Origin of the sequence: Caldimonas tepidiphila, assembly GCF_003569765.1 — a bacterium.
GTDB classification, from domain to species: domain Bacteria; phylum Pseudomonadota; class Gammaproteobacteria; order Burkholderiales; family Burkholderiaceae_C; genus Caldimonas; species Caldimonas tepidiphila.
Window position 1 is genome coordinate 36,386 of the sequence record NZ_QXMG01000037.1, and the last position, 23,813, is coordinate 60,198.

Consider the following 23,813-nt stretch of genomic DNA (forward strand, 5'->3'; position numbering starts at 1 on the left):
CGCCTACTTGCCGAAGGCCTCGTCGGCGAGCGGCATCGCCCGCTCGACGAGCGAGGCGAACAGCGCCGAGCCGAGCGGCAGCACCTCGTCGTTGAAGTCGTAGCGGCTGTTGTGCAGGAAGCTGCCCGGGTCCTCCGCGGAGCGGCCCTGGCCGAGCCGCAGGTAGGCGCCCGGGCGCACCTGCAGCATGAAGGAGAAATCCTCCGCACCCATGCTCGCCTGCACGTTGCGCACCACCTGCTGCGGCCCCACAAGGCTCTCGGCCACGTCGGCCGCGAAGCGGGCCTCGGCCTCGGCGTTGACGGTGGCCGGGTAGACCCGCTCGTAGTCGAGGCGCGCGGTGGCGCCGAAGCCGAGCGCGAGCGACTCCACCAGCCGGCCGAGCCGCTCCTCGATCATGTCCTGCACCTGGGGCCGGAAGGTGCGCACGGTGCCGACGAGCTTCGCCTGCCGCGGGATCACGCTCATCGCGCCCAGGTCGCCCCCCTGCATCGCGCAGATGCTGACCACCGCGTTGTCGAGCGGGCTGGTGTTGCGCGACACGAGGCTCTGCGCGGCGGTGATGATCTGCGCCGCGACCACCACCGGATCCACCGTCAGGTGCGGGTGCGCGCCGTGGCCGCCGCGGCCGTTGATCGTGATCTCGAAGCGGTCGGAGGCCGCCATCACCGCCCCGGGCGCCACGCCGACCTGCCCCGCCGGCAAGCTCGGCCAGTTGTGCATCGCGAACACCTGCTGCGCCGGGAAGCGCTCGAACAGGCCCTCCTCGATCATGCGGCGCGCGCCGGCGCAACCCTCCTCGCCGGGCTGGAAGATCAGGTAGGCGGTGCCGTCGAAGCGCCGCGTCTCGGCGAGGTAGCGCGCCGCGCCGACCAGCATCGTCGTGTGGCCGTCGTGGCCGCAGCCGTGCATCAGGCCGCCGCGGCAGGAGCGCCACGCGAAGTCGTTCTCCTCGCGCATCGGCAGCGCATCCATGTCGGCGCGCAGCCCGATGCTGCGGCCCGAGCCGTGCCACCGCCCGCGTACCACGGCGACGACGCCGGTCTTCGCGATGCCGGTGTGGATCTCGTCGACGCGCGCGAGCTTGAGCGCCTCGACGACGCGCGCGGCGGTGCGCTCCTCCTCGAAGCCGAGCTCGGGATGGGCGTGCAGGTCGCGGCGGAAGGCGGTGAGTTCCGGATGGTGGCGGGCGATGTGGCGGAAGACGCCGTGCGGGTGGGGAAGCAGCATGTCAGGCAAGGCCCTCGCTTTCCTCCACGCCCGGGCGCGAAGCGGCGGCGAAGTGCGGCAGATCCAGGGTGGTTCGGAAGACGATGAGCCTCGACATCGAAGCCAGTGTGTCAGAACCATGTCGCTGCAAGACCGATGCCCGCAGGAAGGGAGTGCACGGCGTAAGCAGGTGTCCTGGGAGGGACGTTTCGCCGGAAAAGGAAAAAGCCGCCCGAAGGCGGCTTTTCTGTTCTGGATTCCAGCCGGGGCCGGGATCAGAAGTTGTGGTTCACGCCCAGGTCGAAGGCGTTGCCGGTACGGCCCACGGCCGGGTTGGTGCGGCCATAGGTGGTGTAGACATAGGTACGCTTGGACAGCAGGTACTCCGCGCCCACGCCCAGCTTGTCGGTCTCGGCACCCGTACCTTCAGCCTCGAAGCGGCTGAAGCCGGCCTTCAGGTTGAGCGAACCCACCGGAACGCTCACGCCCACGTTGAAGTTCTTGCGCTCGTCGCCGGCGATCGCGACGGTGTCAACCTGGCTGAAGCCGCCCATGACCTTGGCGAAGCCGAGGTTGTAGGAAGCCAGGATCGCCATCACGTCGTCGTCCGAACGGTTCTGCTCATAGCCAGCGCCGACGGCCAGGGGGCCGAGCTCATAGCCGAGCCACAGGGCGTACAGGTTCTTCGCGCCAGCGGGCTGCGGGTTCGCGGGAGCAGCAGCCGAACGCTTCGGGCCGACGCTGCCGCTCAGGGTCAGGCCAGCGAACTTCGGGCTGAGGTAGGTGATCACGTCGGTACGGCCCAGGCCCGAGCCGTCCGGCTGGCGGGCATCGGTCGCGTAGCCGCTGGCCAGAACCGCGGTGGAGCCGACGGTCTCGGTGCCCCAGGGGTCGGTCGCGTTGATCGGTGCCTGGAAGGCGGTCAGCATGCGGCCGATTTCAACCGTGCCGAGGGAAGCGTGGTTCAGGCCCAGCTTGGCGGTGCCCTGCCAGAACACGCGGCCGTTGTTGGTGCCGTCTTGGCCGCCCGACTCCGGCGAGAAGCGGTGCTCGATGTTGAACGTGCCCTTCAGGCCGTTGCCCAGGTCCTCGACGCCACGGAAGCCGAGGCGGTTGGCACCGTTGGAAGCATCGATCCGGGTCGAGACGCCTTGATCCTTGACCAGACCCAGGTTCACACGGCCATAAACCGTCACCGAAGATTGCGCCGAAGCGGCACCCGCGAACGCACCCAGCACGGCGAGGGCGATAAGAGATTTTTTCATTTCGACTATCTCCAAGGTTGAACAAGAGGTCCCGACCCCGTTCGGGCAAGCAGCTCCTGGCGGACCGGGCCGACCTCCTCATCGGGAAGCTGGCGGTATTCCAACAGACTGAGACACGGCTTACCAGCGTAGAAGACCAGTTGCGGACTGATCTGTTGCCTTTTCACAACGAGCCCTTGCCCCCTGGGAAGGCCCTGATCGGCAAGGCATTGCGTGGCATGCCAGGGGGATCGAAGGGGCACCCGCTCCAGCGGCGCAAGCACGACAGCAACAAAAAAGCCGCCCGAAGGCGGCTTCCGAACCTCTGGAGAGACGGGGTTCAGAACACGTGCTTGACCCCGACCTCGAAGCCGTGCGTGCGGCTCAGGCCATCGCCCTTGGCGACGCCGACGTCGGCGTGCACGCTCGTGCGCCGGCTCAGGTTGTACTGGTAGCCCACGCCGAACTTCTTCGTCTCCACCGTGGTAGCCAGGGAGGCGGCCGGCGCGGCATCGGCGCCGACAAAAGTGCCGGCCGGGTTGTCCAGCACGCCGTAGCCCACCTTCAGCACGCCCGAGCCGAGCGGCGCGGTCGCGCCCAGCACCCAGGCGTCCCCCTCGATCGCCCCGGTGGCTGGAGCCGTCGGGGCGAGCGCGTTGTTCGGGTTGCGCGCCTTCGCGTACATCAGGCTCGGGCGCACGACGCCGAAGTCGTAGGCCACGGTGACGACTCCCATGCGGTTGTCGACCACGTCGTCGATGTCGTTGAACCCGATGCCCGCGAACAGCGGGCCGGCCTCGTAGATCAGGTTGGCGCCCGCGTTGCGGCCATTGGGGCCGGTGCCGCCTTCACGCGCGGACACCGAGGCCATGGCGCTGAAGCCGCCGAAGCTGGGCGTCTTGTAGCTGAGCTGGTTGTTCGCGCGATGGGAGGTCGGCGTGCCGGCCCGGTTGCCGGCCTGCGCGAAGCCGCGGAAGCCGCCGACGTTGTAGTCGTAGCTCCAGGGGTCGCCCGCCCGCGACACGTAGTAGGCGGGCGTGTAGTCGCGTCCCAGGCGGACCTCGCCCAGGCTCTGGCTGCTCAGCCCCAGCCAGGAGGAGCCGTGCCAGAAGCGGTTGTTGCCCTCTACGTCACCCTGGTCCGGGGCGAAGCGGTGCTCGAGCTGGAAGTTGGCCTTCAGCCCGCTGCCCAGGTCCTCGGTGCCGCGGAAGCCGAGCCGGCTGGGCGTGGACGAGCGGATCGTCCATTCGTCGGGCCGACCGACCTGGTCCGGGGTGAGGCCGATGTAGGACTGGCCGTTGTTCAGCCGCGACACCCCCTGGTCGACGATGCCGTAGAGCGTGAGCGAGGACTGGGCTGCGGCCCCGCCGGCGAAGGCTCCCAGCACGGCCAATGCGACAAGCGACTTCTTCATGTGACTACCCCTTGTATTGGATGAACTGCCTTGATCTGGCGCCCGCCGGCGGCAAGGCCACCCGGCCGCCGTCTGCTCTCGGACGCGGCGCCGCTCGATCAACAGGGGGAGTGAGCAAGGGATGTGCGCGGTGGCCGGTAGGGGGATCCGGGGGCACGACGGAGGGACGACCGCTCGCCGCTGCCGGCGCCGAGGTCGAGAAGCGACATCCCTGATGCGGGCAAAGGCGGCAGGCGCCTCGCTGACTTATGCTGCGCGCGAAACTGAACGCCGGAGTCCCCGAAGATGCCCAATGCCATCGACACCCTGCTGTGTACCGCCGACAACGCATTGAAGACCGTGCTCGGCGGCCATCATGCCGCGCGCCCGATGCCCCGCCCCGCGCAGGAGCCGGACGAGTCGGCCGCGACCGATGCGGACCGGCGCCTGTCAGCCGCGCTGATGCGCGTCAACCACGTCGGCGAGGTCTGCGCGCAGGCGCTCTACACGGCGCAGGCGCTGGTCACGCGCGACCCGGCGCTCAAGCGCCACTTCGAGGCCGCGGCGCGCGAGGAGACCGACCATCTCGCCTGGACGCAGCAGCGCCTGAAGGACCTGGGCTCGCGCACGAGCGTGCTCAACCCGCTGTGGTACGCGGGCGCCTTCGGCATCGGGCTGGTGGCCGGCCGGCTCGGAGGCGACGCCGTGAGCCTCGGCTTCGTCGTGGAGACCGAGCGACAGGTCGAGCAGCACCTCGAAAGCCACCTGGGCCGACTGCCGGCGCACGACACCGTGTCGCGCGCGGTGGTCGAGCAGATGAAGGACGACGAGGTCCGGCACGCGGTGGCCGCGGACGAGGCAGGCGCCATGGCGCTGCCGCTGCCGGTCAAGCTCGCGATGCGCGCGGCGGCCAAGGTCATGACCACCACCGCGCACTACGTCTGAGCCGCCCGCCGGGCCTGCGGTGGCGGGCCCCGGGGAGAGGGCCGGGGCGCGTCAGCCCTCGACGATCTCGAAGCCGGTGGTGATCTCGGCGGTCTTGGCGAGCATGATGCTCGCCGAGCAGTACTTGTCGTGCGACATCTGGATCGCGCGCGCCACCGCCGCCTCGGGCAGCCCCTTGCCGGTGACGGTGAAGTGCATGTGGATGCGTGTGAAGACCTTCGGCTCGGTGTCGGCGCGCTCGGCCTTGACCTGCACCTGGCAGCCGCGCACGTCGTGGCGGCCGCGCTTGAGGATCAGCACCACGTCGTAGGCGGTGCAGCCGCCGGTGCCGGCGAGCACCGTCTCCATCGGCCGCGGCGCCAGGTTGCGCCCGCCGCCGTCGGGGGCGCCGTCCATCGTCAGCACATGCCCGCTGCCGGTCTCGGCGATGAAGGCCATGCCCGAAGCCGGGACCCAGTTGATGGTGCATTCCATGGAAGAAACCTGCTGCTGTTGAACGTGGAGGAAAGATGCCGGAGGCCGCAAAAGCGCCGCGGCGCGAGGATTTTGGCACGCAAGTGCGGGTTTCCTCGCTCCCACCCGCGTCCCGCTTGTTGCGTCGCACCATGCATCGGCCTAGAATCGGAGCCGTCGAATGCAGTGGCGGCACGAGTTGCCCCGGCGCCGAGCGCCCTCTGCGTTCCCCGATTGTCTCCTCCACCTCCTCCTTTGGTGGATTCAGCCCCAAGCCTCGCGGCTTGGGGCTTTTTTCTTTGGGGATGCAGCGCGCCGGGCCCGCCCCGGGTGCTGGCGTATCATGCGGCGCCCCTGGAGGACCCTCATGGCGCGCGCCACCCACACCAAGAACGCATCCCCCGCCGCTGACGTCCCGGCCCGCGCCCCGCGCGCCCTGAAGCCGGCCGACTACCTGAAGAAGATCCTGACCGCGCGCGTCTACGACGTCGCGATCGAGACCGAGCTGGAGCCGGCGCGCACGCTGTCCGAGCGCATCGGCAACCGCGTGCTGCTCAAGCGCGAGGACAACCAGCCGGTGTTCAGCTTCAAGCTGCGCGGCGCCTACAACAAGATGGCGCACCTGAGCGGCGCCCAGCTCAAGCGCGGCGTGATCTGCGCGTCGGCCGGCAACCACGCGCAGGGTGTCGCCCTGAGCGCGCAGCGCCTGGGCTGCCGCGCGGTGATCGTGATGCCGGTGACGACGCCGCAGGTGAAGATCGACGCGGTGCGCCGCCTCGGCGGCGAGGTGGAGCTGCACGGCGACAGCTACTCGGACGCCTACCTGCACGCACTCGAGCTCGAGAAGAAGCAGGGCCTGACCTTCGTGCACCCCTTCGACGACCCGGACGTGATCGCCGGCCAGGGCACGATCGCGATGGAGATCCTGCGCCAGCACCAGGGGCCGATCGACGCGGTGTTCTGCGCCATCGGCGGCGGCGGCCTGATCTCGGGCGTCGCGGCCTACATCAAGGCGGTGCGCCCGGAGATCCAGGTGATCGGCGTGCAGATGGAGGACTCGGACGCGATGGTGCGCTCGGTCAAGGCCGGCAAGCGCGTGCAGCTGAGCGACGTCGGCCTGTTCTCCGACGGCACCGCGGTGAAGATCGTCGGCGAGGAGACCTTCCGCCTCGCGCGCAAGCTCGTGGACGACTATGTCGTGGTCGACACCGACGCGGTGTGCGCGGCGATCAAGGACGTGTTCCAGGACACGCGCTCGATCCTCGAGCCCGCCGGCGCGATGGGCGTGGCGGCGATCAAGCAGTACGCGGAGAAGCACCGCAGCAAGGGCAAGACCTTCGTCGCGATCACCTGCGGCGCGAACATGAACTTCGACCGGCTGCGCTTCGTCGCCGAGCGCGCCGAGGTCGGCGAGGAGCGCGAGGCGCTGTTCGCGGTGACGATCCCCGAGGAGCGCGGCAGCTTCCTGCGCTTCTGCGAGCTGCTCGGCGAGCGCAGCGTGACCGAGTTCAACTACCGCATCTCGGACGAGCGCCAGGCGCAGATCTTCGTCGGCGTGACGACGCGCAACCGCGGCGAGTCGAAGAAGCTCGCCACGGCCTTCAAGAAGCAGGGCTTCGCGGCGCTGGACCTGACGCACGACGAGCTCGCCAAGCAGCACGTGCGCCACATGGTCGGCGGGCGCTCGGAGCTCGCGCGCGACGAGCGGCTCTACCGCTTCATCTTCCCGGAGCGCCCGGGCGCGCTGATGAAGTTCCTCTCCTGCATGCCGCCGGGCGTGAACATCAGCCTGTTCCACTACCGCAACCAGGGCGCCGACTACGGCCGCATCCTGGTGGGCCTGCAGGTGCCGGCGGGCGACACGCGCGCCTTCCACGAGTTCCTCGACACGCTGGACTACCCGCGCGCCGACGAGACCGACAACCCGGTCTACCGGCTCTTCCTGCGCTGAGGCGGGACGAGGCGCGCCGCCCGCTTTCGGCTCTTCAGCTGGGGCGGCGGTGCGAGGGCTCTTCCTCCGCCGGCTGCTCCGCGGGCTGCTCCCCCGGCTGGGGAGACACCCCCGGCTGGGGGGCGCCCCCCGCGTTCGCGGGTGCCGGCCGGCCGGTCGAGCCGGGCCGGTTCGTCGCGAGGCCGTCGGCGGCGGGCAGCGTGCCGGTCTGCGGCTGGGGCAGCGGCGGCAGCTCGAGCGTGAAGCCGCCGTCGCCTCCGCCGCCGGCCGGCCCGAGCGTGGCCGAGCGCTGGCCGAGCCGCTGCACGACGTAGCCCTCGCCCACCTCGGCGCCGGGCCGGTAGGCGCGCGGCGGCTGGCCGTCGACCGAGATCAGCGCCACGCCGCCGCGGCCGCCCTCGCGCGGCGCCATCACGCCGAGGAGCTTGAAGCGCGTGCTGGCGGCCGGCGGCGCCGCGGCGCTCGCGGCCGCCGAGGGTTCGGGGGCGAACAGGCGCTCCACCGCCGCCGGACTGCCGCCGGCCGCGGCCACCGGTTGCGCATGCGCCGGCACCGCCAGCGGCTGCGAGAACACGCGCAGGCCCCAGAACACCGCGGTCGCGGCGGCCAGGGCCCATACAAGGAATGCGGTGAGTCGTGCCATCTGCGACGATTATCATTGAACGCTCCGGCATCCCGAGGCGAATGCCGGCCTCTTCCCTTCCCGGACCTCCCCGGGCCCTTCCTCCGACCTCACTCCCCCGCAATGAAACAGCACCCCTCCCTGCTCCGTCCCGCCGTACGCGCCGCCGCCCGCGGCTTCACGCTGATCGAGTTGATGGTGGTCCTGGTCATCATCGGCGTGCTGGCCGCGCTGATCGTGCCCAACGTGCTCAACCGCGCCGACGACGCGCGCGTGACCGCGGCGCGCACCGACGTGAACAACCTGATGCAGGCCCTCAAGCTCTACCGGCTCGACAACCAGCGCTACCCGAGCACCGAGCAGGGCCTGCAGGCCCTGGTGGCACGGCCGCAGAGCGGCCCGGTCCCGGCGAACTGGAAGCCCTACCTCGACAAGCTGCCCAACGACCCCTGGGGCCGCCCCTACCAGTACCTGAGCCCCGGCGTGAAGGGCGAGATCGACGTCTTCAGCTACGGCGCCGACGGGCAGGCCGGCGGCGAGGGGCCCAACGCGGACATCGGCTCCTGGCAGTGAAACCCGCCCGCGGCTTCACGCTGCTGGAGCTGCTCGTCGTGCTGTCGCTGATGGCGGTGGTGATCGGCACCGTGGCGCTGTCGCTGCGCGACCCGGCGCTCACGCGCCTGGAGCGCGAGGCGGACCGGCTCGTCGCGCTGCTGGAGTCGGCGCGCGCCGAGGCGCGCGGCGCCGGGCTCGCGGTGTACTGGACGCCCATCGCGCCCGAGCCCGGGCAGCCGGCGACGCGCGACTTCCGCTTCGTCGGGCTGCCCGAGTCGATCCGGCTGCCCGAGCGCTTCCTCGACCCGGAGGTGCGTGCCACGATTCACGGCGCCAATGCGCTCAGGCTCGGGCCCGAGCCGCTGATCGGCGCGCAGCGCGTCACGCTGCGCCTCGAGGAGCGGCAGATCACGCTGGCGACCGACGGGCTGCAGCCCTTCGCGGTGGTCTCGACGGAGGCGGGCGGTGCGGCACGCTGAACGACGCGGCGCGCGCGGCTTCACGCTCGTGGAGGTGCTGGTGGCGCTGGCGATCGTCGCGATCACGCTCGCCGCGGGCGTGAAGGCCTCGGGCGCGCTGACGCGCAACGCGCAGCGCCTGGGCGACGTGACCGCGGCGCAGTGGTGCGCCGACAACCACCTCGGCGCGCTGGTGCTGGCGCGGCAGTTCCCGCCGATCGGCGACAGCGACTTCAGCTGCGAGCAGGCCGGCCAGGTCTACCAGGGCCAGCTCGTCGTGCGCCCGACGCCGAACCCGAACTTCCGCCGCGTCGACGCACGCATCCTCAGCGCGCAGGGCGAGCCGCTGCTGACGCTCTCCACGATCCTGCCGAGATACTGACCGTGGGCCTTCACTACGCTCCCCGACAGCAGCGCCGCCGCGGCCGCCGCGCGGCGCCCGGCTTCACGCTGATCGAGCTGCTGGTGACGATCACGCTGCTGGCGGTGATGGCGACGATGGCCTGGCGCGGCATCGACGGCATCCTGCGCGCGCGCGAGGTCAACGAGGCCCGGCTCGACGCGGTGCTGCGGCTCGGCACCGTGATGGCGCAATGGGAGGCCGACCTCGCCGCGGTGCACGACACGCAGCATGTGCCGGCGCTGCAGTTCAACGGCTCGACGCTGCGGCTGACGCGGCGCGACGAGGACGGCGTGCGCCTCGTCGTGTGGACGCTGCGCGACGGCGGCTGGCAGCGCTGGAGCAGCGAGGCGGTGACGCGCGCCCCGGCGCTGCAGGACGTGTGGATGCGCTCGCAGCAGCTCATCGGCGGCGAGCCCGGCACGCTCGTGGCGCTGCCCGGGGTGGCCGGCTGGCAGGTCTTCTTCTGGCGCAACAACGCCTGGTCCAACCCGCAGTCCAGCGGCGACGTCGACGACAGCGCCGGCGCCGGCACGCGCGAGCTGCTGCCCGAGGGCGTGCGGCTGGAGCTGCTGCTGGCCCCGCCCTCGGGGCTGTCCGGCAGCGTCACGCGCGACGTGGTGCTGCGCAACCGGCAGATGATCCAATGACCCGCCCCCCTTCCGGCCGCAGCCGCCCCCTGCGCCAGCGCGGCGCCGCGCTGCTGACCGCGATGGTGATCGTCACGCTGGTGGCCACGCTCAGCGCGGGGATGATGTGGCGCCAGTGGCGCGCGGTGCAGATCGAGGCCGCCGAGCGCAGCCGCGTGCAGTCGGGCTGGATGCTCTCCGGCGCGCTGGACTGGGCCCGGCTGATCCTGCGCGAGGACAACAAGGGCATCGACCACCTGGGCGAGCCCTGGGCGGTGCCGCTGGCCGAGGCGCGGCTGTCGACCTTCCTGGCCGCCGACCGCGACAACACGCAGGACGCGCCGGACGCCTTCCTGTCCGGCGCGATCGTCGACCTGCAGTCGCGCTTCAACCTGAACAACCTGGTGCGCAACGGCGAGATCTCGGAGCGCGACCTGGGGGCGCTGCGGCGGCTCGTCGAGCAGCTCGGCCTGGCCCCGAGCGTGGCCGACCGGCTGGCCGTCGAGCTGCAGCGCGCCACGCCCGCCGCGCCCGGCAGCAACAGCGGCGGCGGGGAGGCCGGCACGCAGCGCGGCAGCGGCAGCGGCGACGGCGGCGACGCGGCGCTGCTGCCCACGCGGCTCGAGGACCTGGGCTGGCTCGGGCTCGACGCGCCAACGCTGGAGCGGCTCGCGCCGCATGTCGCGCTGCTGCCCGCGCGCACGCGCATCAACCTCAACACCGCATCGCGCGAGGTGATCGCCGCCGGCATCGAGGGCCTGGACCTGGCGAGCGCCGAGCGCCTGGTGCAGCAGCGCCAGCGCAGCCCCTTCCGCAACGTGAGCGAGGTCATCCCGCTGCTCGGCAACGCCGTCCAGCCCGACCCGGAGCTCGTCGGCGTGGAGAGCAGCTTCTTCGAGGTGCGCGGGCGCATGCGCATCGCCGAGCGGGCGGTCGAGGAGCGCTCGCTGGTGCATCGCCGCGGCCGCGAGGTCGTCACGCTCCAGCGCCAGCGCGTCAACCTGTCCGAGGGTGGCGGCCTGCTGCGCCCGTGACAAAAATGGGGCTGTGCGCGCCCTCGCGGACAGGCCCGGGGCGATTCGTACAATGGCCCGCTCCCTGACAGCCCCGGCGGCCGCGCCGCCGTTCGCACACCACGCATGAGCACCCTCATCATCCGCCTCGCCCCCCGCCCCCGGCTCGCCGCCCGCGAGGCCGACGCGGTCCTGCGGGTGCCGGCCGAATGGAGCCACGTGTTCAGCGCCGGCTCGCAGCTGAGCGAGGGGCGCGCCGCGGCCGCGCTGCTGCCGCGCGCCGACAGCGTGGTGGCGGTCGTGCCGGCCGGGGACCTGAGCTGGCACCGCATCGAGATCCCCAAGGCGCCGGCCGGGCGGCTGCGCGCCGCGCTCGCGGGCGTGCTCGAGGACGCGCTGCTCGAGGATCCGGCCGACGCCCACTTCGCGCTCGGCCCCGATGCGCGTCCCGGGCAGGCCGGCTGGGTCGCGGTGGTGCACCGCCCCTGGCTGACGATGCAGTTGCAGGCGCTGGAGAGCGCCGGCGTGGTCGTGGACCGGGTGGTGCCGCAGCTCGAGCCGCGCGCGACGCCCTGGGGCCACTTCGAGCGCGATGCCCCGGACGACGAGGACGCGGCGCTGCGCCTGCTGTGGGCGGACGAGCGGGGCGCCGTGACGATGCCGGTCGGCACCGCCGGCGGCACGCTCGCGCGCGCGCTGCTGCCCTCGCCGTTGCCCGCGGACACGACCTGGACCGCCGAGCCCACCGCCGCGGCCGCGGCCGAGCAGTGGCTCGGCCACAGCGTCAGCGTGCTGTCGCGCGCGGACCTGGCGCTGCGCGCGGCCGGCTCGGCCTGGAACCTGCGCCAGTTCGAGCTGACGCTGCGCCACCGCGGCGTGCGCGCGCTGCGCGACCAGTGGCGCGCCTTCCTGACACCGGCCTGGGCTCCGGTGCGCTGGGGACTCGCGACGCTGCTCGTCGTGCAGGTGATCGGCCTGAACGCCTGGGCCTGGGAGCAGCGGCAGGCCGTGGCCGAGCGCCAGCGCGCGATGGTCGCGATGCTGCAGCAGGCCCATCCGCAGGTGCGCGCGGTGCTCGACGCGCCGGTGCAGATGCGGCGCGAGACCGAGCTGCTGCGCGTGCGCGCGGGCCGTCCCGGCGACGGCGACCTGGAGACGCTGCTGCAGGCGGCGGCGACCGCCTGGCCGCGCGGCCGGCAGATCCAGGGCCTGCGCTTCGAGCCCGGCGTGCTGACGCTCGACGCGAGCAACTGGAACGAGGACGAGATGAACCGATTCGCAAGCACCCTGCAGCCCGGCGGCTGGCAGGTCCAGCGCGAAGGCAGCCGGCTCGTGCTGCGCCGCGCCGCCGCGGGGGCGAGCTCGTGACGGCGGCCGAACTGCGGCGCCTGGCCGCCACGCGCTGGGACGCGCTCGCGCCGCGCGAGCGGCGACTCGTGGCCGTCGCGGCGCTGTGCGTGGCCGCGGCGCTGCTGTGGTGGGTCGCGCTGCAGCCGGCGCTGCGCACGCTGCGCGAGGCGCCCGCGCGCATCGGCGCGCTCGACCTGCAGCTCGCCGAGATGCAGCGGCTGGCGGCCGAGTCGCGCGCGCTCGCCGGCACCGCCGCGATCAGCGACGCGCAGTCGAGGAAGGCGCTGGAGGCCGCCACCGCGCGGCTCGGGCCCGGCGCGCGGCTGCAGGTGCAGGGCGACCGCGCCACCCTCACCGCCACCGACATCCCCGGCGACGCGCTGTGGAACTGGATGAGCGAGGCCCGCAGCGCCGCGCGCGCCCGGCCGGTGGAGGCGCAACTCGCCCGCACCCCGAAGGGCTACAGCGGCACCGTCGTGCTCAACCTGGCCGGCGCTGCATGAGGCGGGGACCCACGGTGCTGCGCGCCCGCTCCGACCGTTCGCGGGCGGGCCCCGGGACGCGCGACACGCGCGCGCACCGCCGCTGGGCGATCCTCGGCGCGATGGTGGGCGCGCTCGTCGCGCTGATCGCCTTCGCGCCGGCGAGCTGGCTGGCGCGCGCCGTCGCCGCGGCCACCGACCAGCAGGTGCTGCTGGTGGCCTCGCGCGGCACGGTCTGGTCGGGCGAGGCGCTGCTGGTGTTCACCGGTGGCGCCGGCAGCCGCGACGCGACCGTGCTGCCGAGCCCGCTGCACTGGCGGCTGCGGCCGGCCGGCTGGAGCGGCGTGCAGCTCGAGCTGCGCCAGGACTGCTGCCTGAACGGCACGCTGGCGCTGCGGCTGGACCCCGGCATCGGGCGTCTGGGCGTCGAGCTCCCCGGCGGGCGCGACTGGCTGGCGCAGTGGCCGAGCGACGTGCTGCGCGGCCTCGGCACCCCCTTCAACACGCTGCAGCTCGGCGGCTCGGTGCGGCTCGCATCGCCGGGGCTGCGCATGGAGCTGGTGCAGGGCCGCTGGCGGCTGCTCGGCAGCGCCTCGGTCGAGCTGCTGCACGCCTCGTCGCGGCTAACCACGCTCGACACGCTGGGCAGCTACCGGCTGCAACTGCAGGGCAAGCCCGAGGGCGGCCCGGCCACGCTCACGCTGCAGACGCTCGACGGGGCGCTGCGGCTCAGCGGCGAAGGCACCTGGAGCCCGCAGGGCGTGCGCTTCCGCGGCGAGGCGCGCGCCGCCGAGGCGCAGCAGCCGGTGCTCAACAACCTGCTGAACATCATCGGGCGGCGCGACGGCGACCGCTCGGTCATCTCGATCGGATGAACATGAAAAGCTGCAAGAAATCGCCCTCCGTCGCGCCGCTGGCCGGCGCCCTGCTGGCGCTGGCGCTGCAGACCGCCGCGCCCGTGGCGTTCGCCCAGCGCAATGCCGCGCCGGTGACGCTGAACTTCGTCAACGCCGAGATCGACGGCGTCGCGCGCGCGATGGGCACGATCCTCGACCGCCAGTTCGTCGTCGACCCGCGCGTCAAGGGCCAGATCACGCTCTACAGCGAGCAGCCGATGCCCCCGGCGGCGGCCTACCGCAGCTTCCTCGCGGCGCTGCGCGGGCTCGGCTTCGCGGTGGTCGAGAGCGGCGGGCTCCACAAGATCGTGCCGGAGGCCGAGGCCAAGCTGCAGACCGACAGCGTCGGCGTCGGCAGCGCGGTCGGCTCGGTGCCGCAGCGCGGCGACCAGATCGCGACGCAGATCTTCCGGCTCAGCCACGAGAACGCGAACAACCTCGTGACGGTGCTGCGCCCGCTGATCAGCCCGAACAACACGATCAACGTCAACCCGGGCAACAACTCGCTCGTCATCACCGACTACACGACGAACCTGCGCCGCCTCGCGCGCATCATCTCCGCGCTCGACCTGCCGGGCAGCACCGGTGTCGAGATCATCCCGCTGCAGCACGCGCTCGCCTCGGAGATCGCGCCGCTGGTGCAGCGCCTGGCCAGCGACCAGCCGGGCGCCACCGTGCCGGGCGCCCCCGCGCAGGCCGCTGCCGCGGCGGGGGCGGGGCAGGTGCTCGCCGACGTGCGCAGCAACGCGCTGATCCTGCGCGCCGCCAATCCGCAGCGCCTGCAGATCCTGCGCAGCATCGTCGAGAAGCTCGACCAGCCGCTGCAGAGCGGGGTGCGGGCCACCGGCAACATCTTCGTCGTGCCGCTGCGCAACGCCGACGCGACGCGGCTGGCGCAGACGCTGCGCGCCGCCTTCAGCGGCGAGGCCCAGGGCACGGCGGGCGGCGGCGCAGGCGGCGGGGGCGGTGGGGGCGCCACGACGACCCCGGTGCGCACCACGGCTGGCACAGGCACGAGCGGCGCCGGCACGACCGGCACCGGCAGCGGCGGCGGCGGGCTCAGCACCGGCCCGGCCAACTTCGGCACCAACCTCGGCGGGGAGGGCCCGGCCACCGGCGGCTTCATCCAGGCCGACCCGAGCACCAACTCGCTGATCATCACCGCGCCCGAGCCGCTGTACCGCCAGGTGCGCTCGGTGATCGACCAGCTCGACTCGCGCCGCGCGCAGGTCTACGTCGAGTCGCTGATCGTCGAGGTCAACGCCAACAAGGCGTCCGAGCTGGGCGTGCAGTGGCAGGGCGTGCTCGGCAACAGCGGCGACAGCAACATCGTCGGCGTCGGCACCAACTTCGGCAGCGGCGGCAACAACATCCTGAACCTGACGCAGCAGGCGGCCACCGGCACCCTCGCGAGCCTGCCGGGCACCGGCATCAACGTCGGGCTCGTGCACAACTTCGGCGGCACCTACGGGCTCGGCATCCTCGCGCGCGCGCTGCAGAACAACGGCGACGTCAACATCCTGTCGACGCCGAACCTGATCACGCTCGACAACGAGGAGGCGAAGATCGTCGTCGGCCAGAACGTGCCCTTCATCACCGGCCAGTACACCAACACCGGCACCGGCACGACCAGCCCCTTCCAGACCATCGAGCGCCGCGACGTCGGCCTGACGCTGCGCATCCGGCCGCAGATCGGCGAGGGCGGCACGCTGCGCATGACGATCTTCCAAGAGTCCTCGGCCGTGCAGGACGTGGCCACCGGCACCGCCAACGCCGGCCCCACCACCAGCAAGCGCTCGATCGAGTCGACCGTGGCGGTGGACGACGGCCAGATCATCGTGCTCGGCGGCCTGATCCAGGACCAGTACACGACCAACCGCTCCAAGGTGCCGCTGCTCGGCGACCTGCCGGTGCTCGGCGGCCTGTTCCGCAGCGAGAGCCGCGCGCGCAACAAGACCAACCTGATGGTCTTCCTGCGGCCGGTCGTGATGCGCACCGCGCAGGACGCGACCACGCTGACGCTGGACCGCTACGACTTCATCCGTGCGCAGCAGCAGGGCGTGCAGCCGCGCCAGAGCCCGGTGATGCAGCTCAACGACGCGCCGGTGCTGCCGGCGGTGCACCCGATCGCGCCGCTGCAGGCCGCGCCGCTGGGCCTGCCCGCGCTGCCCGGCACGCCGCTGCAGCCCTCCGGCCCGGTGCCGGGCCAGGCGCCCGCGCAGCCGCAGGGCCCGGCGGCCCAGCCGCCGGCCATCCCGCAGCCGGTGCCGCAACAGCCGGCACCTTCCGCCGTGCCGCTGCCGCCCGAAGCGGCGCCGGTGCAGCCGCAAAGCTGAGACCATCCGCCATGAGTGCCCGACATCCCCTGCCCTACGCCTTCGCGAAGGCGAACACGCTGCTGCTGGAGGACGACGGCGACCGGCTCGTGCTGTGGGCCGGCGACTCGCCCTCGCCGGCCGCGCTGTCCGAGGTGCTGCGCCACTTCCGCGTCGACGCGATGGAGCGCGAGGCCAGCAGCACGCTCGTCAGCCGCATCGCCGCCGCCTACGCCGGCGGCGAGTCGAGCGCCGCGACCGTGATCGGCGAGGTCGAGAGCAAGGTCGACCTCTCGCGCATGATGCAGGACCTGCCCGCGGTGGAGGACCTGCTCGAGGCCGTCAACGACGCGCCGATCATCCGCATGCTCAACGCGCTCTTGACGCAGGCCGCCAAGGACGGGGCGAGCGACATCCACATCGAGCCCTACGAGCGCAGCTCCGCGGTGCGCTTCCGCGTCGACGGCACCCTGCGCGAGGTGGTGCAGCCCAACCGCGCGCTGCACGCAGCGCTGATCTCGCGGCTGAAGATCATGGCCGAGCTCGACATCGCCGAGAAGCGATTGCCGCAGGACGGGCGCATCTCCCTGCGCATCGGCGGGCGCGCGATCGACGTGCGCGTCTCGACGCTGCCCTCGGCGCACGGCGAGCGCGCGGTGCTGCGACTGCTCGACAAGGGCGAGACCAAGTTCTCGCTCGAGAGCCTCGGGATGAGCGGCGACGTCCTCTCGCGCTTCGACCGGCTGCTGCAGCAGCCGCACGGCATCGTGCTCGTCACGGGCCCCACCGGCTCGGGCAAGACCACCACGCTCTACGCGGGCCTCGGGCGCCTGGATACCAGCACCACCAACGTGCTGACGGTCGAGGACCCGGTCGAGTACGAACTCGCCGGCGTCGGGCAGACGCAGGTCAACGCGAAGATCGACCTGAGCTTCGCGAAGGCGCTGCGCGCGATCCTGCGCCAGGACCCGGACGTGATCATGATCGGCGAGATCCGCGACTTCGAGACCGCGCAGATCGCGGTGCAGGCCTCGCTCACCGGCCACCTGGTCCTCGCGACGCTGCACACCAACGACGCGGTCAGCGCCGTCACGCGCCTGACCGACATGGGCGTGGAGCCCTTCCTGCTGAGCTCGAGCCTGCTCGGCGTGCAGGCGCAGCGCCTGGTGCGCAAGCTCTGCCCCACCTGCCGGCGCCAGGACGGCGAGGGCCGCTGGCACCCGGTGGGCTGCCCCGACTGCGGCCAGACCGGCTACCGCGGCCGCACCGGCGTGTACGAGCTGCTGGTGGTCGACGAGCAGGTGCAGTCGCTGATCCACAACCGCGCGCCGGAGAGCGAGCTGTTCGAGGCCGCGCGCCGCAACGGCATGCGCACGATGCGCGAGGACGGCGAACGCCTCGTCGCCGACGGCACCACCTCGCTCGAGGAATTGATGCGCGTCACGCGCGACTGAACCCGGCCCCCCTCACTCCACTGCCTCCATGCCTGCCTACCGATTCGAAGCGCTCGACAGCGCCGGGCGCACCAGCACCGGGCTGATCGAGGCCGACAACGCGCGCGCCGCGCGCGCACAGCTGCGCGCGCAGCAACTGGTGCCGATGGAGGTCAACCCGGTCGCCCAGGAAGGCACTGCCGGCAGCCCCGGGCTGAAGCTGCGCGGCCGCGTCTTCAACAGCACCGGCCTCGCGATCTGGACCCGCCAGCTCGCCGGCCTGGTCGTCTCCGGCCTGCCGCTCGAGCGCGCGCTGACCGCGCTCGCCGACGAGTCCGACAACGAGCGCCAGCGCGAGCTCGTCGCGCACCTGCGGAGCGAGGTCAACGCGGGCGCCCCCTTCGCCCGGGCGCTGGCCACCGCGCCGCGCGAGTTCGACGACGTCTACCGCGCGGTGGTCGCCGCCGGCGAGCAGAGCGGCAACCTCGGCCTCGTGCTCGAGCGCCTCGCCGACGACCTGGAGGAACGCCAGGCGCTGCGCGCGCGGCTGATCGGCGCGGCGCTCTACCCCGCGATCGTGTCGCTGATCGCGGTGGTGATCGTGATCTTCCTCGTCAGCTACGTGGTGCCGCAGGTGGCCTCGGTGTTCGCCGGCACGCGCCAGTCGCTGCCGGTGCTGACCGAGGCGATGCTGGGCTTGAGCGCCTTCGTGCGGCAGTGGGGCTGGCTGGTCGCGCTCGTGCTCGCCGCCGGCGGCGCGCTGCTCGCCGTCAGCCTGCGCAACGAGGCCTTCCGCGAGCGCTTCGACGCCGGCTGGCTGCGCCTGCCGCTGATCGGCCGGCTCGCGCGAGGCTACAACGCGGCGCGCTTCGCCGGCACGCTGGCGATGCTCGCCGGCGCGGGCGTGCCGATCCTCAAGGCCTTGCAGGCGGCGGCCGAGACGCTGCACAACCGCGCGATGCGCGCCGACGCGCTCGACGCGCTGGTGCAGGTGCGCGAGGGCGCGCCGCTGGCCTCCGCCCTGGCCGGGCGCAAGCGTTTTCCGGGCCTGCTGAGCATGTTCTCGCGTCTCGGCGAGCAGACCGGGACGCTGCCGGCGATGCTCGACCGCGCCGCACGCCAGCTCGGCCAGGAGGTGCAGCGCCGCGCGATGCAGCTCGCCACGCTGCTCGAGCCGCTGCTGATCGTCGGCATGGGCGGCATCGTGATGCTGATCGTGCTCGCGGTGCTGCTGCCGATCATCCAGCTCAACACCTGGGTCAAGTAGCGCCGCCCCGCCTCCGCACCGGGAGCCCTCCGGGGTCGCCACGGCTTGACAGGGGCGGCACGGTTCATGCTTAAATCCTTTGCAGGAACCGGCGCGCCGCGGCACCGACGGCAGAGGCGCCGGCCGCCCCTGAGCGTTGGAGGATCTTCATGAGTGCTCGCGACCTGGTGCCCGTGCGTTCCACGGCGATCCCGATTGCCCATATGCGGCATGTCTACCGCCTCGACGAGGTGGAAAAGAGGCTCGACAAGCTGCCGAAGAAGGAGCACGAGAACCTGCGCGCCACCTACGAGCGCATGCTCGAGCGCGGCCCCGAGCGCTTCCAGGTCAAGCCCTCGGGCCTGCCCGCGATGGAGACGCTGTACGAGGAGCTGCCGAACTTCGCCGAGGTGCTCGACGACGTGAAGCGCCAGCTCGCGCTGTGCGAGGACAGCCGCGACGCGCTGGAGATCACGCCGATGCTGCTGCTCGGCCCCCCGGGCATCGGCAAGACCCATTTCGCGCGCCACCTCGCGCAGCTGCTCGGCACCGGCATGGGCTTCGTGTCGATGAGCTCGCTCACCGCCGGCTGGGTGCTGTCGGGCGCCTCGAGCCAGTGGAAGGGCGCGCGCCCCGGCAAGGTGTTCGAGACGCTGGTCGACGGCCAGTACGCCAACCCGGTGATGGTGGTCGACGAGATCGACAAGGCCGGCGGCGAGTCGGCCTACGACCCGCTCGGCGCGCTCTACAGCCTGCTCGAGCACGACACGGCGTCGAACTTCACCGACGAGTTCGCCGAGGTGGCGATCGACACCAGCCAGATGATCTGGGTGGCCACGGCCAACGACGAGCGCGCCATCCCCGACCCGATCCTCAACCGGATGAACGTCTACGAGGTCGCGCCCCCGGACCGCGACGCGGCGCGCAAGATCGCCACGCGTCTTTACAGGACGCTGCGCGGCGAGCACGACTGGGGTTCGCGCTTCGAGCCGGAGCCGGGCGACGCGGTGCTCGAGCGCATGAGCGAGCTCGCGCCGCGCGAGATGCGCCGCGCCTGGATGACCGCCTTCGGCAACGCCAAGCTCGACGGGCGCGGCCGCGTCGAGCTGCGCGACCTGCCCGAGGGCGGCCCGCGCCGCTCGCCGATCGGCTTCGTGCAGTAGCCGGCGTCCCCGGTGCAGGGGGCGCCGGCACCGGGGCCCTATCATCCGGGCATGGCTGCACCGACCCTTGACGGCCACCAGCTCGTGGTGGCCATTTCCTCGCGCGCGCTGTTCGACTTCGAGGAGGAGAACACGCTGTTCGAATCCGGCGACGACCGCGCCTACATGCGGCTGCAGCTCGAGCGCCTGGAGCGGCCCGCGCGTCCCGGCGTCGCCTTCTCGCTCGTCAACAAGCTGCTCGCCTTCAACCTCGGCGACGGCAGCGCGGCGCCGCGCGTGGAAGTGGTGATCCTGTCGCGCAACGACCCGGTCTCCGGCATGCGCGTGTTCCGCTCCGCGAAGCACTACGGCCTGCCGATCCAGCGTGGCGTGTTCACCCGCGGCAGCTCGCCCTGGCGCTACCTGCGCCCGCTGAAGGCGAACCTGTTCCTGTCGGCCAACGAGGCCGACGTGCGCTCCGCGCTCGACGCCGGCGTGCCGGCAGCGCGCGTCTACCCGCACTCGGCGCGTGCGTCCGACGCGCACCCTGCCGAGGTACGCATCGCCTTCGACGGCGACGCGGTGCTGTTCTCCGACGAGGCCGAGCAGGTGTTCCAGTCGCGCGGCCTGGACGCCTTCCAGCAGCACGAGACCGATCATGCGGCGCTGCCGCTGCCCGCCGGCCCCTTCAAGCCGCTGCTCGAGGCGCTGCAGCGACTGCAGCACGAGCCGGCGGCCGGCATGCGGCTGCGCACCGCGCTGGTAACGGCGCGCAGCGCGCCGGCCCACGAGCGGGCGATCCGCACCCTGATGGACTGGAACATCGAGATCGACGAGGCGATGTTCCTCGGCGGGCTGGCCAAGGGCGCCTTCCTGCGCGAGTTCGAGCCGGACTTCTTCTTCGACGACCAGACGCGCCACATCGAGAACGCCGCCGAGCACGTGCCGGCGGGGCATGTGGCGGCGGGGGTGGCGAACCGGGTGCTTGCCCGTCAAGACGGGTAAAGGCCGGCACGGGCCCCGGGGGCGCCGGAGAATTTGAAAAAATTACCCAGATGCCTGCCGAAGTGTTGCGAATGCAAACAGATGCCTGCATGAGTGCCCCCTAGACTCGGCCTCACCAAGAAGGGCGAACAACGCGCCCCGGGGAGGCTTGGTATGAGTAGTTTTCGCCATCACGGGTTGCGGCGCCCGTGCAGCCCCATCCCCGAGCACGGAATGGACGAAGCCTCGGGCGGCTCGGGCTCACCCATCGAGCGGCTGCTCCAGGCATGGCATCCCGGCACGCCGGCCGGGCCTGTGCCGGAGGCATGGTGTGCGGAGCGCCCTCCGCCCTGCCCGCGCGCCTCGACGGCCCCTCCCCGCGGAGCGCCCCTGCTGCTGTGCCCGGCACCGGGTCACGAGGAGGCGGTCGAAGGGCTGCGCGTCGTCTGGCGCGACTCGGTCGCGCCGCAGCCTCTCGCCACCGCGGCCCCCAGGACGATCGAAGAGCTGTCTCGCCTTCTGAGCGAGCATGCGCCGCAGCTGCTTCTGATCGATGCCGACCTCTGCCTGCGCTTCGGCGCCGGCGCGCTGCGCCGGCTGCAGCGCGCGTTTCCGGCCACCGAGTGGATCATTGGCTGGGACGAACCAACCAAGTGCCGTGCCGACGTGGTAATCCAATGCCATGCGCGCGGCTGCATCGCCTGGAACGCGCCTGCCGCAGAGCAGCTGCGGGCGCTGCGCGCTGTGCAGGCGGGAGAGCTGTGGTTTCCGCGCGCGGTGATGCAAGCGCTCTACCTGTCGCTGCTCAACGAGCTGCCCGTTGGCGCAGGAGCGCGTGAGACCGACGCGGAGACCGTGGGGCCGGGCACCGCGCTGAGCGCCCGCGAGGCCGAGGTGCTGGCACTGACGCGCAAGGGCCTGACCAACAAGGAGATCGCGGCGCGCCTCGACATCAGCGTCAACACGGTGAAGAAGCACCTCGCCAACGCCTTCGAGAAGTGCGGGGTGCGCAGCCGACGACAGCTCCTGAAGTAAGGATTAGTCCTCTTACCCGTTTGGGCCATTGAGCCGTTGCCTCGCGGCTTCTACATTTCCCTCACCCGAGACGCACATCGGGAAAGGAGATTTCCATGAAGCTTGCAGAAATCCGGTGGGTGCACCGGCGAGGGCATGTTCCCTGACTCTTGAATTTCTCCGACCAATTCGCCGGGTCTTGAAAGACCTTGCGAACGAATTGCATGAAAGACAGGCGCAGCCCGGCGGATGATTCCATTCGGTCGGGACGGGATAACTTTGCAAATTTAGGAGCACATCATGATTAGGAACTGGATCCTTGGACTTGCGGCAGCAGGAATTACGTCGGCAGCCATGGCCGCAGTCGTAGTCAACGAAAACGGCACAGGATTTATTGGCAAGGGAGACGTGCAGACGGCCTTTGGCTGGAACAACAAAGAGCTGAATGAAAATGCGGGCGGCGTTTCATTCGAGACTTCAGTCACGGCCGAGCACACTTGGATTTGCGACAGAGATAACGGCCCCCAAACACAAGAGCGCGCGCGAGACACAACCACAACAGGCTTGATTTCTCATGTTACCCGCGATAACAAAAGGCAAATTACCGGCTTCACACTTACCGGGTTTAGCTCCTCCAATACTACCTCAACCGGTCCACAACTCGGGTCTTGCCCCACGGGCTGGACCGCAAGCGCTATCGAAACGACCACAGGGGCCACAGAAGTCATCGCCACCCATGGCACCACATCCGTAACACTCCAATAAAATCCCAAACGAGCCTCAAGGATTGCTGCTCACCGGCAGCAATCCGATAACCGCCTCATCGACATGTCAACCGCGAATAGATTATTATGCTGCGCCTATCATTTTTTGCTGCATTTGATGATTGTCAGCGTCGGAATCATTTATGCAGGAGGCGCAGATGCAAGGACCAACAATCCACCAACGGGGCAGGACCCAACCTTTACCATTGAAGTGCGCGATCAGAGCACTCAACAATATTTTATCGCTCGTCGGAATGCGGGCGGAGTGATCGACCTCAGATTCGGCGAACAAGGATATTTACATGTTCGCGACATGGTTCCGTTGAGCATAGTTATTGACGATAGAGGTTACCTGTACGTCGTGGGTAAAACGCAGGGAACTACACCACGGCCTGTCCTACAACGTCTTACACCAAATGGGCAACTCGACACCACTTGGGCAGACAACGGAAGGACGGATCCCATGGCTCTCCCGGCCAATGCTGCTGCCGAGCATGCACTCCCTCTGGGCAACGGCCGCGTCCTTGTGCTGGGCGAGCTTCAGGGCATGAATCGGCAGGCCGCATTGTGGATGGTTGATGCCTCCGGCCGTTTTGAACCAAGGTGGCTGCTATTGAGCGAACTTCCTTCTTCGCAAGCCTTGTCGCTGGCCCGTTTCGGCACAGATTCGGTGCTGGTTGGCTTGAGGGTCAGCCGCCGCGCTGGAGTGGCCCTTGAAGGACATGTACATACGCCCGTACTGTATGGTGCCGAGTTGCCGGAAGTCGTGGTGCGACAACCGATGCCCGAAGGCTGGAGTTCGTCTGCCGTGCTGGAGCACCGGGACGAAGGCTGGTTCTGGATAGATCCGGAGCAAAAGGAGGATGAGTCGAAGAAGCAGACCAACTCCGGAAAGAAGGCAACGCCCTCCAGCATCCGCGTGGTGGGCGTCGATGAAGCGGATATGACGCTCTGGACTTGGCAAAAAGGCCCCTCTAATTCTGCCCCCCCCGTTGAGACAGCGCCACCTTCCATTCCCCAGAGTCCTCCGCAGCAGGAAACGTTATCGGGCGGCGCAGCCTTCAATCCTTTCGCGACATCTGCTCCAAAAGTCCAAAACCCACCTCAATCGCCCTCTCCGTCCTCAGGATGGCAACCCTTGACGATCCTAGGCTTTCTGCTGGCGTTGCTCGGCATCCCGACGATCTTCCGGCTTTTTCGCTCCCCCGATCGCTGAAGTGTAAGGAAACTTTGATAAACCGGTTTTTGCGCCCTGGGGGGAGCTTCTAGAAACCGCCCCTGCGGCATGATGCGGGGATGAGCAGCAAGAAGACCA

The 23,813-nt window shown here is 70.8% G+C and carries 23 protein-coding genes; 18 read left to right on the plus strand and 5 right to left on the minus strand.

The genetic code is table 11. From position 1 onward, the window contains the following. Window positions 1-3: 3 nt before the first annotated feature. The 3 genes from D3A59_RS18530 to D3A59_RS18540 form a co-directional block, all read right to left on the minus strand. Window positions 4-1,230: a M20 aminoacylase family protein gene (locus D3A59_RS18530; RefSeq protein ID WP_119156812.1), complete on the minus strand. Its 1,227-nt coding sequence runs from the start codon at window positions 1,228-1,230 to the stop codon at window positions 4-6. 254 nt (window positions 1,231-1,484) lie between these two features. After that, window positions 1,485-2,474 carry a porin gene (locus D3A59_RS18535; protein ID WP_119156813.1) on the minus strand — a complete coding sequence of 330 codons (990 nt, stop codon included), beginning with the start codon at window positions 2,472-2,474 and terminating at the stop codon, window positions 1,485-1,487. 319 nt (window positions 2,475-2,793) lie between these two features. Next, entirely contained in the window at window positions 2,794-3,867 is a 1,074-nt protein-coding gene (locus tag D3A59_RS18540; protein WP_119156814.1) for a porin, read from the minus strand. A gap of 285 nt (window positions 3,868-4,152) precedes the next feature. Here D3A59_RS18540 and coq7 point away from each other — a divergent pair, with 285 nt between their 5' ends. Beyond that, window positions 4,153-4,791 carry a 2-polyprenyl-3-methyl-6-methoxy-1,4-benzoquinone monooxygenase gene (gene coq7 / locus D3A59_RS18545; RefSeq protein WP_119156815.1) on the plus strand — a complete coding sequence of 213 codons (639 nt, stop codon included), beginning with the start codon at window positions 4,153-4,155 and terminating at the stop codon, window positions 4,789-4,791. A 51-nt stretch (window positions 4,792-4,842) separates the two neighbouring features. On the opposite strand, the gene D3A59_RS18550 is transcribed toward coq7, so the two are convergent. Continuing rightward, entirely contained in the window at window positions 4,843-5,265 is a 423-nt protein-coding gene (locus tag D3A59_RS18550; protein WP_119156816.1) for an OsmC family protein, read from the minus strand. 346 nt (window positions 5,266-5,611) lie between these two features. On the opposite strand from D3A59_RS18550, the gene ilvA reads away from it, so the two are divergent. Further along, window positions 5,612-7,195 (plus strand): threonine ammonia-lyase, biosynthetic, encoded by a 1,584-nt coding sequence (gene ilvA / locus D3A59_RS18555; RefSeq protein WP_119156817.1) that lies wholly within the window; start codon window positions 5,612-5,614, stop codon window positions 7,193-7,195. 34 nt (window positions 7,196-7,229) lie between these two features. On the opposite strand, the gene D3A59_RS26005 is transcribed toward ilvA, so the two are convergent. After that, complete coding sequence (locus D3A59_RS26005) at window positions 7,230-7,838, minus strand: hypothetical protein (protein ID WP_205665227.1); 609 nt, start codon at window positions 7,836-7,838, stop codon at window positions 7,230-7,232. Window positions 7,839-7,940: 102 nt separating this feature from the next. Here D3A59_RS26005 and gspG point away from each other — a divergent pair, with 102 nt between their 5' ends. The 16 genes from gspG to D3A59_RS25490 all read left to right on the plus strand — a co-directional run bounded on the left by gspG (window position 7,941) and on the right by D3A59_RS25490 (window position 23,714). Continuing rightward, window positions 7,941-8,390 carry a type II secretion system major pseudopilin GspG gene (gene gspG, locus D3A59_RS18565; protein ID WP_119156818.1) on the plus strand — a complete coding sequence of 150 codons (450 nt, stop codon included), beginning with the start codon at window positions 7,941-7,943 and terminating at the stop codon, window positions 8,388-8,390. Continuing rightward, entirely contained in the window at window positions 8,387-8,851 is a 465-nt protein-coding gene (locus D3A59_RS18570) for a prepilin-type N-terminal cleavage/methylation domain-containing protein (RefSeq protein WP_240636116.1), read from the plus strand. The genes gspG and D3A59_RS18570 overlap by 4 nt, the downstream gene beginning before the upstream one ends. Then, the gene (gene gspI, locus D3A59_RS18575) at window positions 8,838-9,212 is read left to right on the plus strand and encodes a type II secretion system minor pseudopilin GspI (protein WP_119156819.1); all 375 of its coding nucleotides are present in this window, start codon (window positions 8,838-8,840) and stop codon (window positions 9,210-9,212) included. Before D3A59_RS18570 ends, gspI begins: the two co-directional genes overlap by 14 nt. A 2-nt stretch (window positions 9,213-9,214) precedes the next feature. Beyond that, a complete protein-coding gene (locus D3A59_RS18580) occupies window positions 9,215-9,880 on the plus strand; it encodes a prepilin-type N-terminal cleavage/methylation domain-containing protein (protein ID WP_119156820.1) in 666 nt (221 codons plus the stop codon). Further along, complete coding sequence (gene gspK / locus D3A59_RS18585; RefSeq protein WP_119156821.1) at window positions 9,877-10,893, plus strand: type II secretion system minor pseudopilin GspK; 1,017 nt, start codon at window positions 9,877-9,879, stop codon at window positions 10,891-10,893. Before D3A59_RS18580 ends, gspK begins: the two co-directional genes overlap by 4 nt. Before the next feature lie 105 nt (window positions 10,894-10,998). After that, complete coding sequence (gene gspL, locus D3A59_RS18590; protein WP_119156822.1) at window positions 10,999-12,240, plus strand: type II secretion system protein GspL; 1,242 nt, start codon at window positions 10,999-11,001, stop codon at window positions 12,238-12,240. Then, window positions 12,237-12,725: a type II secretion system protein GspM gene (gene gspM, locus D3A59_RS18595; RefSeq protein ID WP_240636117.1), complete on the plus strand. Its 489-nt coding sequence runs from the start codon at window positions 12,237-12,239 to the stop codon at window positions 12,723-12,725. The genes gspL and gspM overlap by 4 nt, the downstream gene beginning before the upstream one ends. Then, window positions 12,722-13,579 carry a type II secretion system protein N gene (gene gspN / locus D3A59_RS18600; protein WP_240636118.1) on the plus strand — a complete coding sequence of 286 codons (858 nt, stop codon included), beginning with the start codon at window positions 12,722-12,724 and terminating at the stop codon, window positions 13,577-13,579. The genes gspM and gspN overlap by 4 nt, the downstream gene beginning before the upstream one ends. Window positions 13,580-13,581: 2 nt before the next feature. After that, complete coding sequence (gspD, locus tag D3A59_RS18605) at window positions 13,582-15,936, plus strand: type II secretion system secretin GspD (protein WP_240636119.1); 2,355 nt, start codon at window positions 13,582-13,584, stop codon at window positions 15,934-15,936. Between the two features lie 11 nt (window positions 15,937-15,947). Further along, window positions 15,948-17,369 (plus strand): type II secretion system ATPase GspE, encoded by a 1,422-nt coding sequence (gene gspE / locus D3A59_RS18610; RefSeq protein WP_119156824.1) that lies wholly within the window; start codon window positions 15,948-15,950, stop codon window positions 17,367-17,369. 28 nt (window positions 17,370-17,397) lie between these two features. After that, window positions 17,398-18,615, plus strand: coding sequence for a type II secretion system inner membrane protein GspF (gene gspF, locus D3A59_RS18615; protein WP_119156825.1), 1,218 nt, complete (start codon window positions 17,398-17,400; stop codon window positions 18,613-18,615). Window positions 18,616-18,764: 149 nt separating this feature from the next. Continuing rightward, window positions 18,765-19,757: an AAA family ATPase gene (locus D3A59_RS18620; protein ID WP_119156826.1), complete on the plus strand. Its 993-nt coding sequence runs from the start codon at window positions 18,765-18,767 to the stop codon at window positions 19,755-19,757. 51 nt (window positions 19,758-19,808) lie between these two features. After that, entirely contained in the window at window positions 19,809-20,741 is a 933-nt protein-coding gene (locus D3A59_RS18625) for a 5'-nucleotidase (protein WP_119156827.1), read from the plus strand. Window positions 20,742-20,954: 213 nt separating this feature from the next. Then, window positions 20,955-21,755, plus strand: a complete 801-nt coding sequence (locus tag D3A59_RS18630) for a helix-turn-helix transcriptional regulator (RefSeq protein WP_157991586.1) — start codon at window positions 20,955-20,957, stop codon at window positions 21,753-21,755. Window positions 21,756-22,034: 279 nt separating this feature from the next. Then, entirely contained in the window at window positions 22,035-22,499 is a 465-nt protein-coding gene (locus D3A59_RS25485) for a hypothetical protein (RefSeq protein ID WP_157991587.1), read from the plus strand. Window positions 22,500-22,562: 63 nt separating this feature from the next. After that, window positions 22,563-23,714: an NHL repeat-containing protein gene (locus tag D3A59_RS25490; RefSeq protein WP_157991588.1), complete on the plus strand. Its 1,152-nt coding sequence runs from the start codon at window positions 22,563-22,565 to the stop codon at window positions 23,712-23,714. Window positions 23,715-23,813 lie beyond the last annotated feature (99 nt).

Bases quoted from the DNA above. Each gene is read 5' to 3' on its own strand.
- coq7 (WP_119156815.1), top strand. From the start codon at position 4,153: ATGCCCAATGCCATCGACACCCTGCTGTGTACCGCCGACAACGCATTG.
- gspE (WP_119156824.1), top strand. From the start codon at position 15,948: ATGAGTGCCCGACATCCCCTGCCCTACGCCTTCGCGAAGGCGAACACG.
- gspN (WP_240636118.1), top strand. From the start codon at position 12,722: ATGAGGCGGGGACCCACGGTGCTGCGCGCCCGCTCCGACCGTTCGCGG.
- D3A59_RS18530 (WP_119156812.1), bottom strand. From the start codon at position 1,230: ATGCTGCTTCCCCACCCGCACGGCGTCTTCCGCCACATCGCCCGCCAC.
- D3A59_RS18625 (WP_119156827.1), top strand. From the start codon at position 19,809: ATGGCTGCACCGACCCTTGACGGCCACCAGCTCGTGGTGGCCATTTCC.
- D3A59_RS18540 (WP_119156814.1), bottom strand. From the start codon at position 3,867: ATGAAGAAGTCGCTTGTCGCATTGGCCGTGCTGGGAGCCTTCGCCGGC.
- gspK (WP_119156821.1), top strand. From the start codon at position 9,877: ATGACCCGCCCCCCTTCCGGCCGCAGCCGCCCCCTGCGCCAGCGCGGC.
- D3A59_RS18620 (WP_119156826.1), top strand. From the start codon at position 18,765: ATGAGTGCTCGCGACCTGGTGCCCGTGCGTTCCACGGCGATCCCGATT.
- D3A59_RS18550 (WP_119156816.1), bottom strand. From the start codon at position 5,265: ATGGAATGCACCATCAACTGGGTCCCGGCTTCGGGCATGGCCTTCATC.
- D3A59_RS25490 (WP_157991588.1), top strand. From the start codon at position 22,563: ATGTCAACCGCGAATAGATTATTATGCTGCGCCTATCATTTTTTGCTG.
- gspF (WP_119156825.1), top strand. From the start codon at position 17,398: ATGCCTGCCTACCGATTCGAAGCGCTCGACAGCGCCGGGCGCACCAGC.
- D3A59_RS18535 (WP_119156813.1), bottom strand. From the start codon at position 2,474: ATGAAAAAATCTCTTATCGCCCTCGCCGTGCTGGGTGCGTTCGCGGGT.
- gspG (WP_119156818.1), top strand. From the start codon at position 7,941: ATGAAACAGCACCCCTCCCTGCTCCGTCCCGCCGTACGCGCCGCCGCC.
- ilvA (WP_119156817.1), top strand. From the start codon at position 5,612: ATGGCGCGCGCCACCCACACCAAGAACGCATCCCCCGCCGCTGACGTC.
- D3A59_RS18630 (WP_157991586.1), top strand. From the start codon at position 20,955: ATGGACGAAGCCTCGGGCGGCTCGGGCTCACCCATCGAGCGGCTGCTC.
- D3A59_RS26005 (WP_205665227.1), bottom strand. From the start codon at position 7,838: ATGGCACGACTCACCGCATTCCTTGTATGGGCCCTGGCCGCCGCGACC.
- D3A59_RS25485 (WP_157991587.1), top strand. From the start codon at position 22,035: ATGATTAGGAACTGGATCCTTGGACTTGCGGCAGCAGGAATTACGTCG.
- gspL (WP_119156822.1), top strand. From the start codon at position 10,999: ATGAGCACCCTCATCATCCGCCTCGCCCCCCGCCCCCGGCTCGCCGCC.
- gspD (WP_240636119.1), top strand. From the start codon at position 13,582: ATGAAAAGCTGCAAGAAATCGCCCTCCGTCGCGCCGCTGGCCGGCGCC.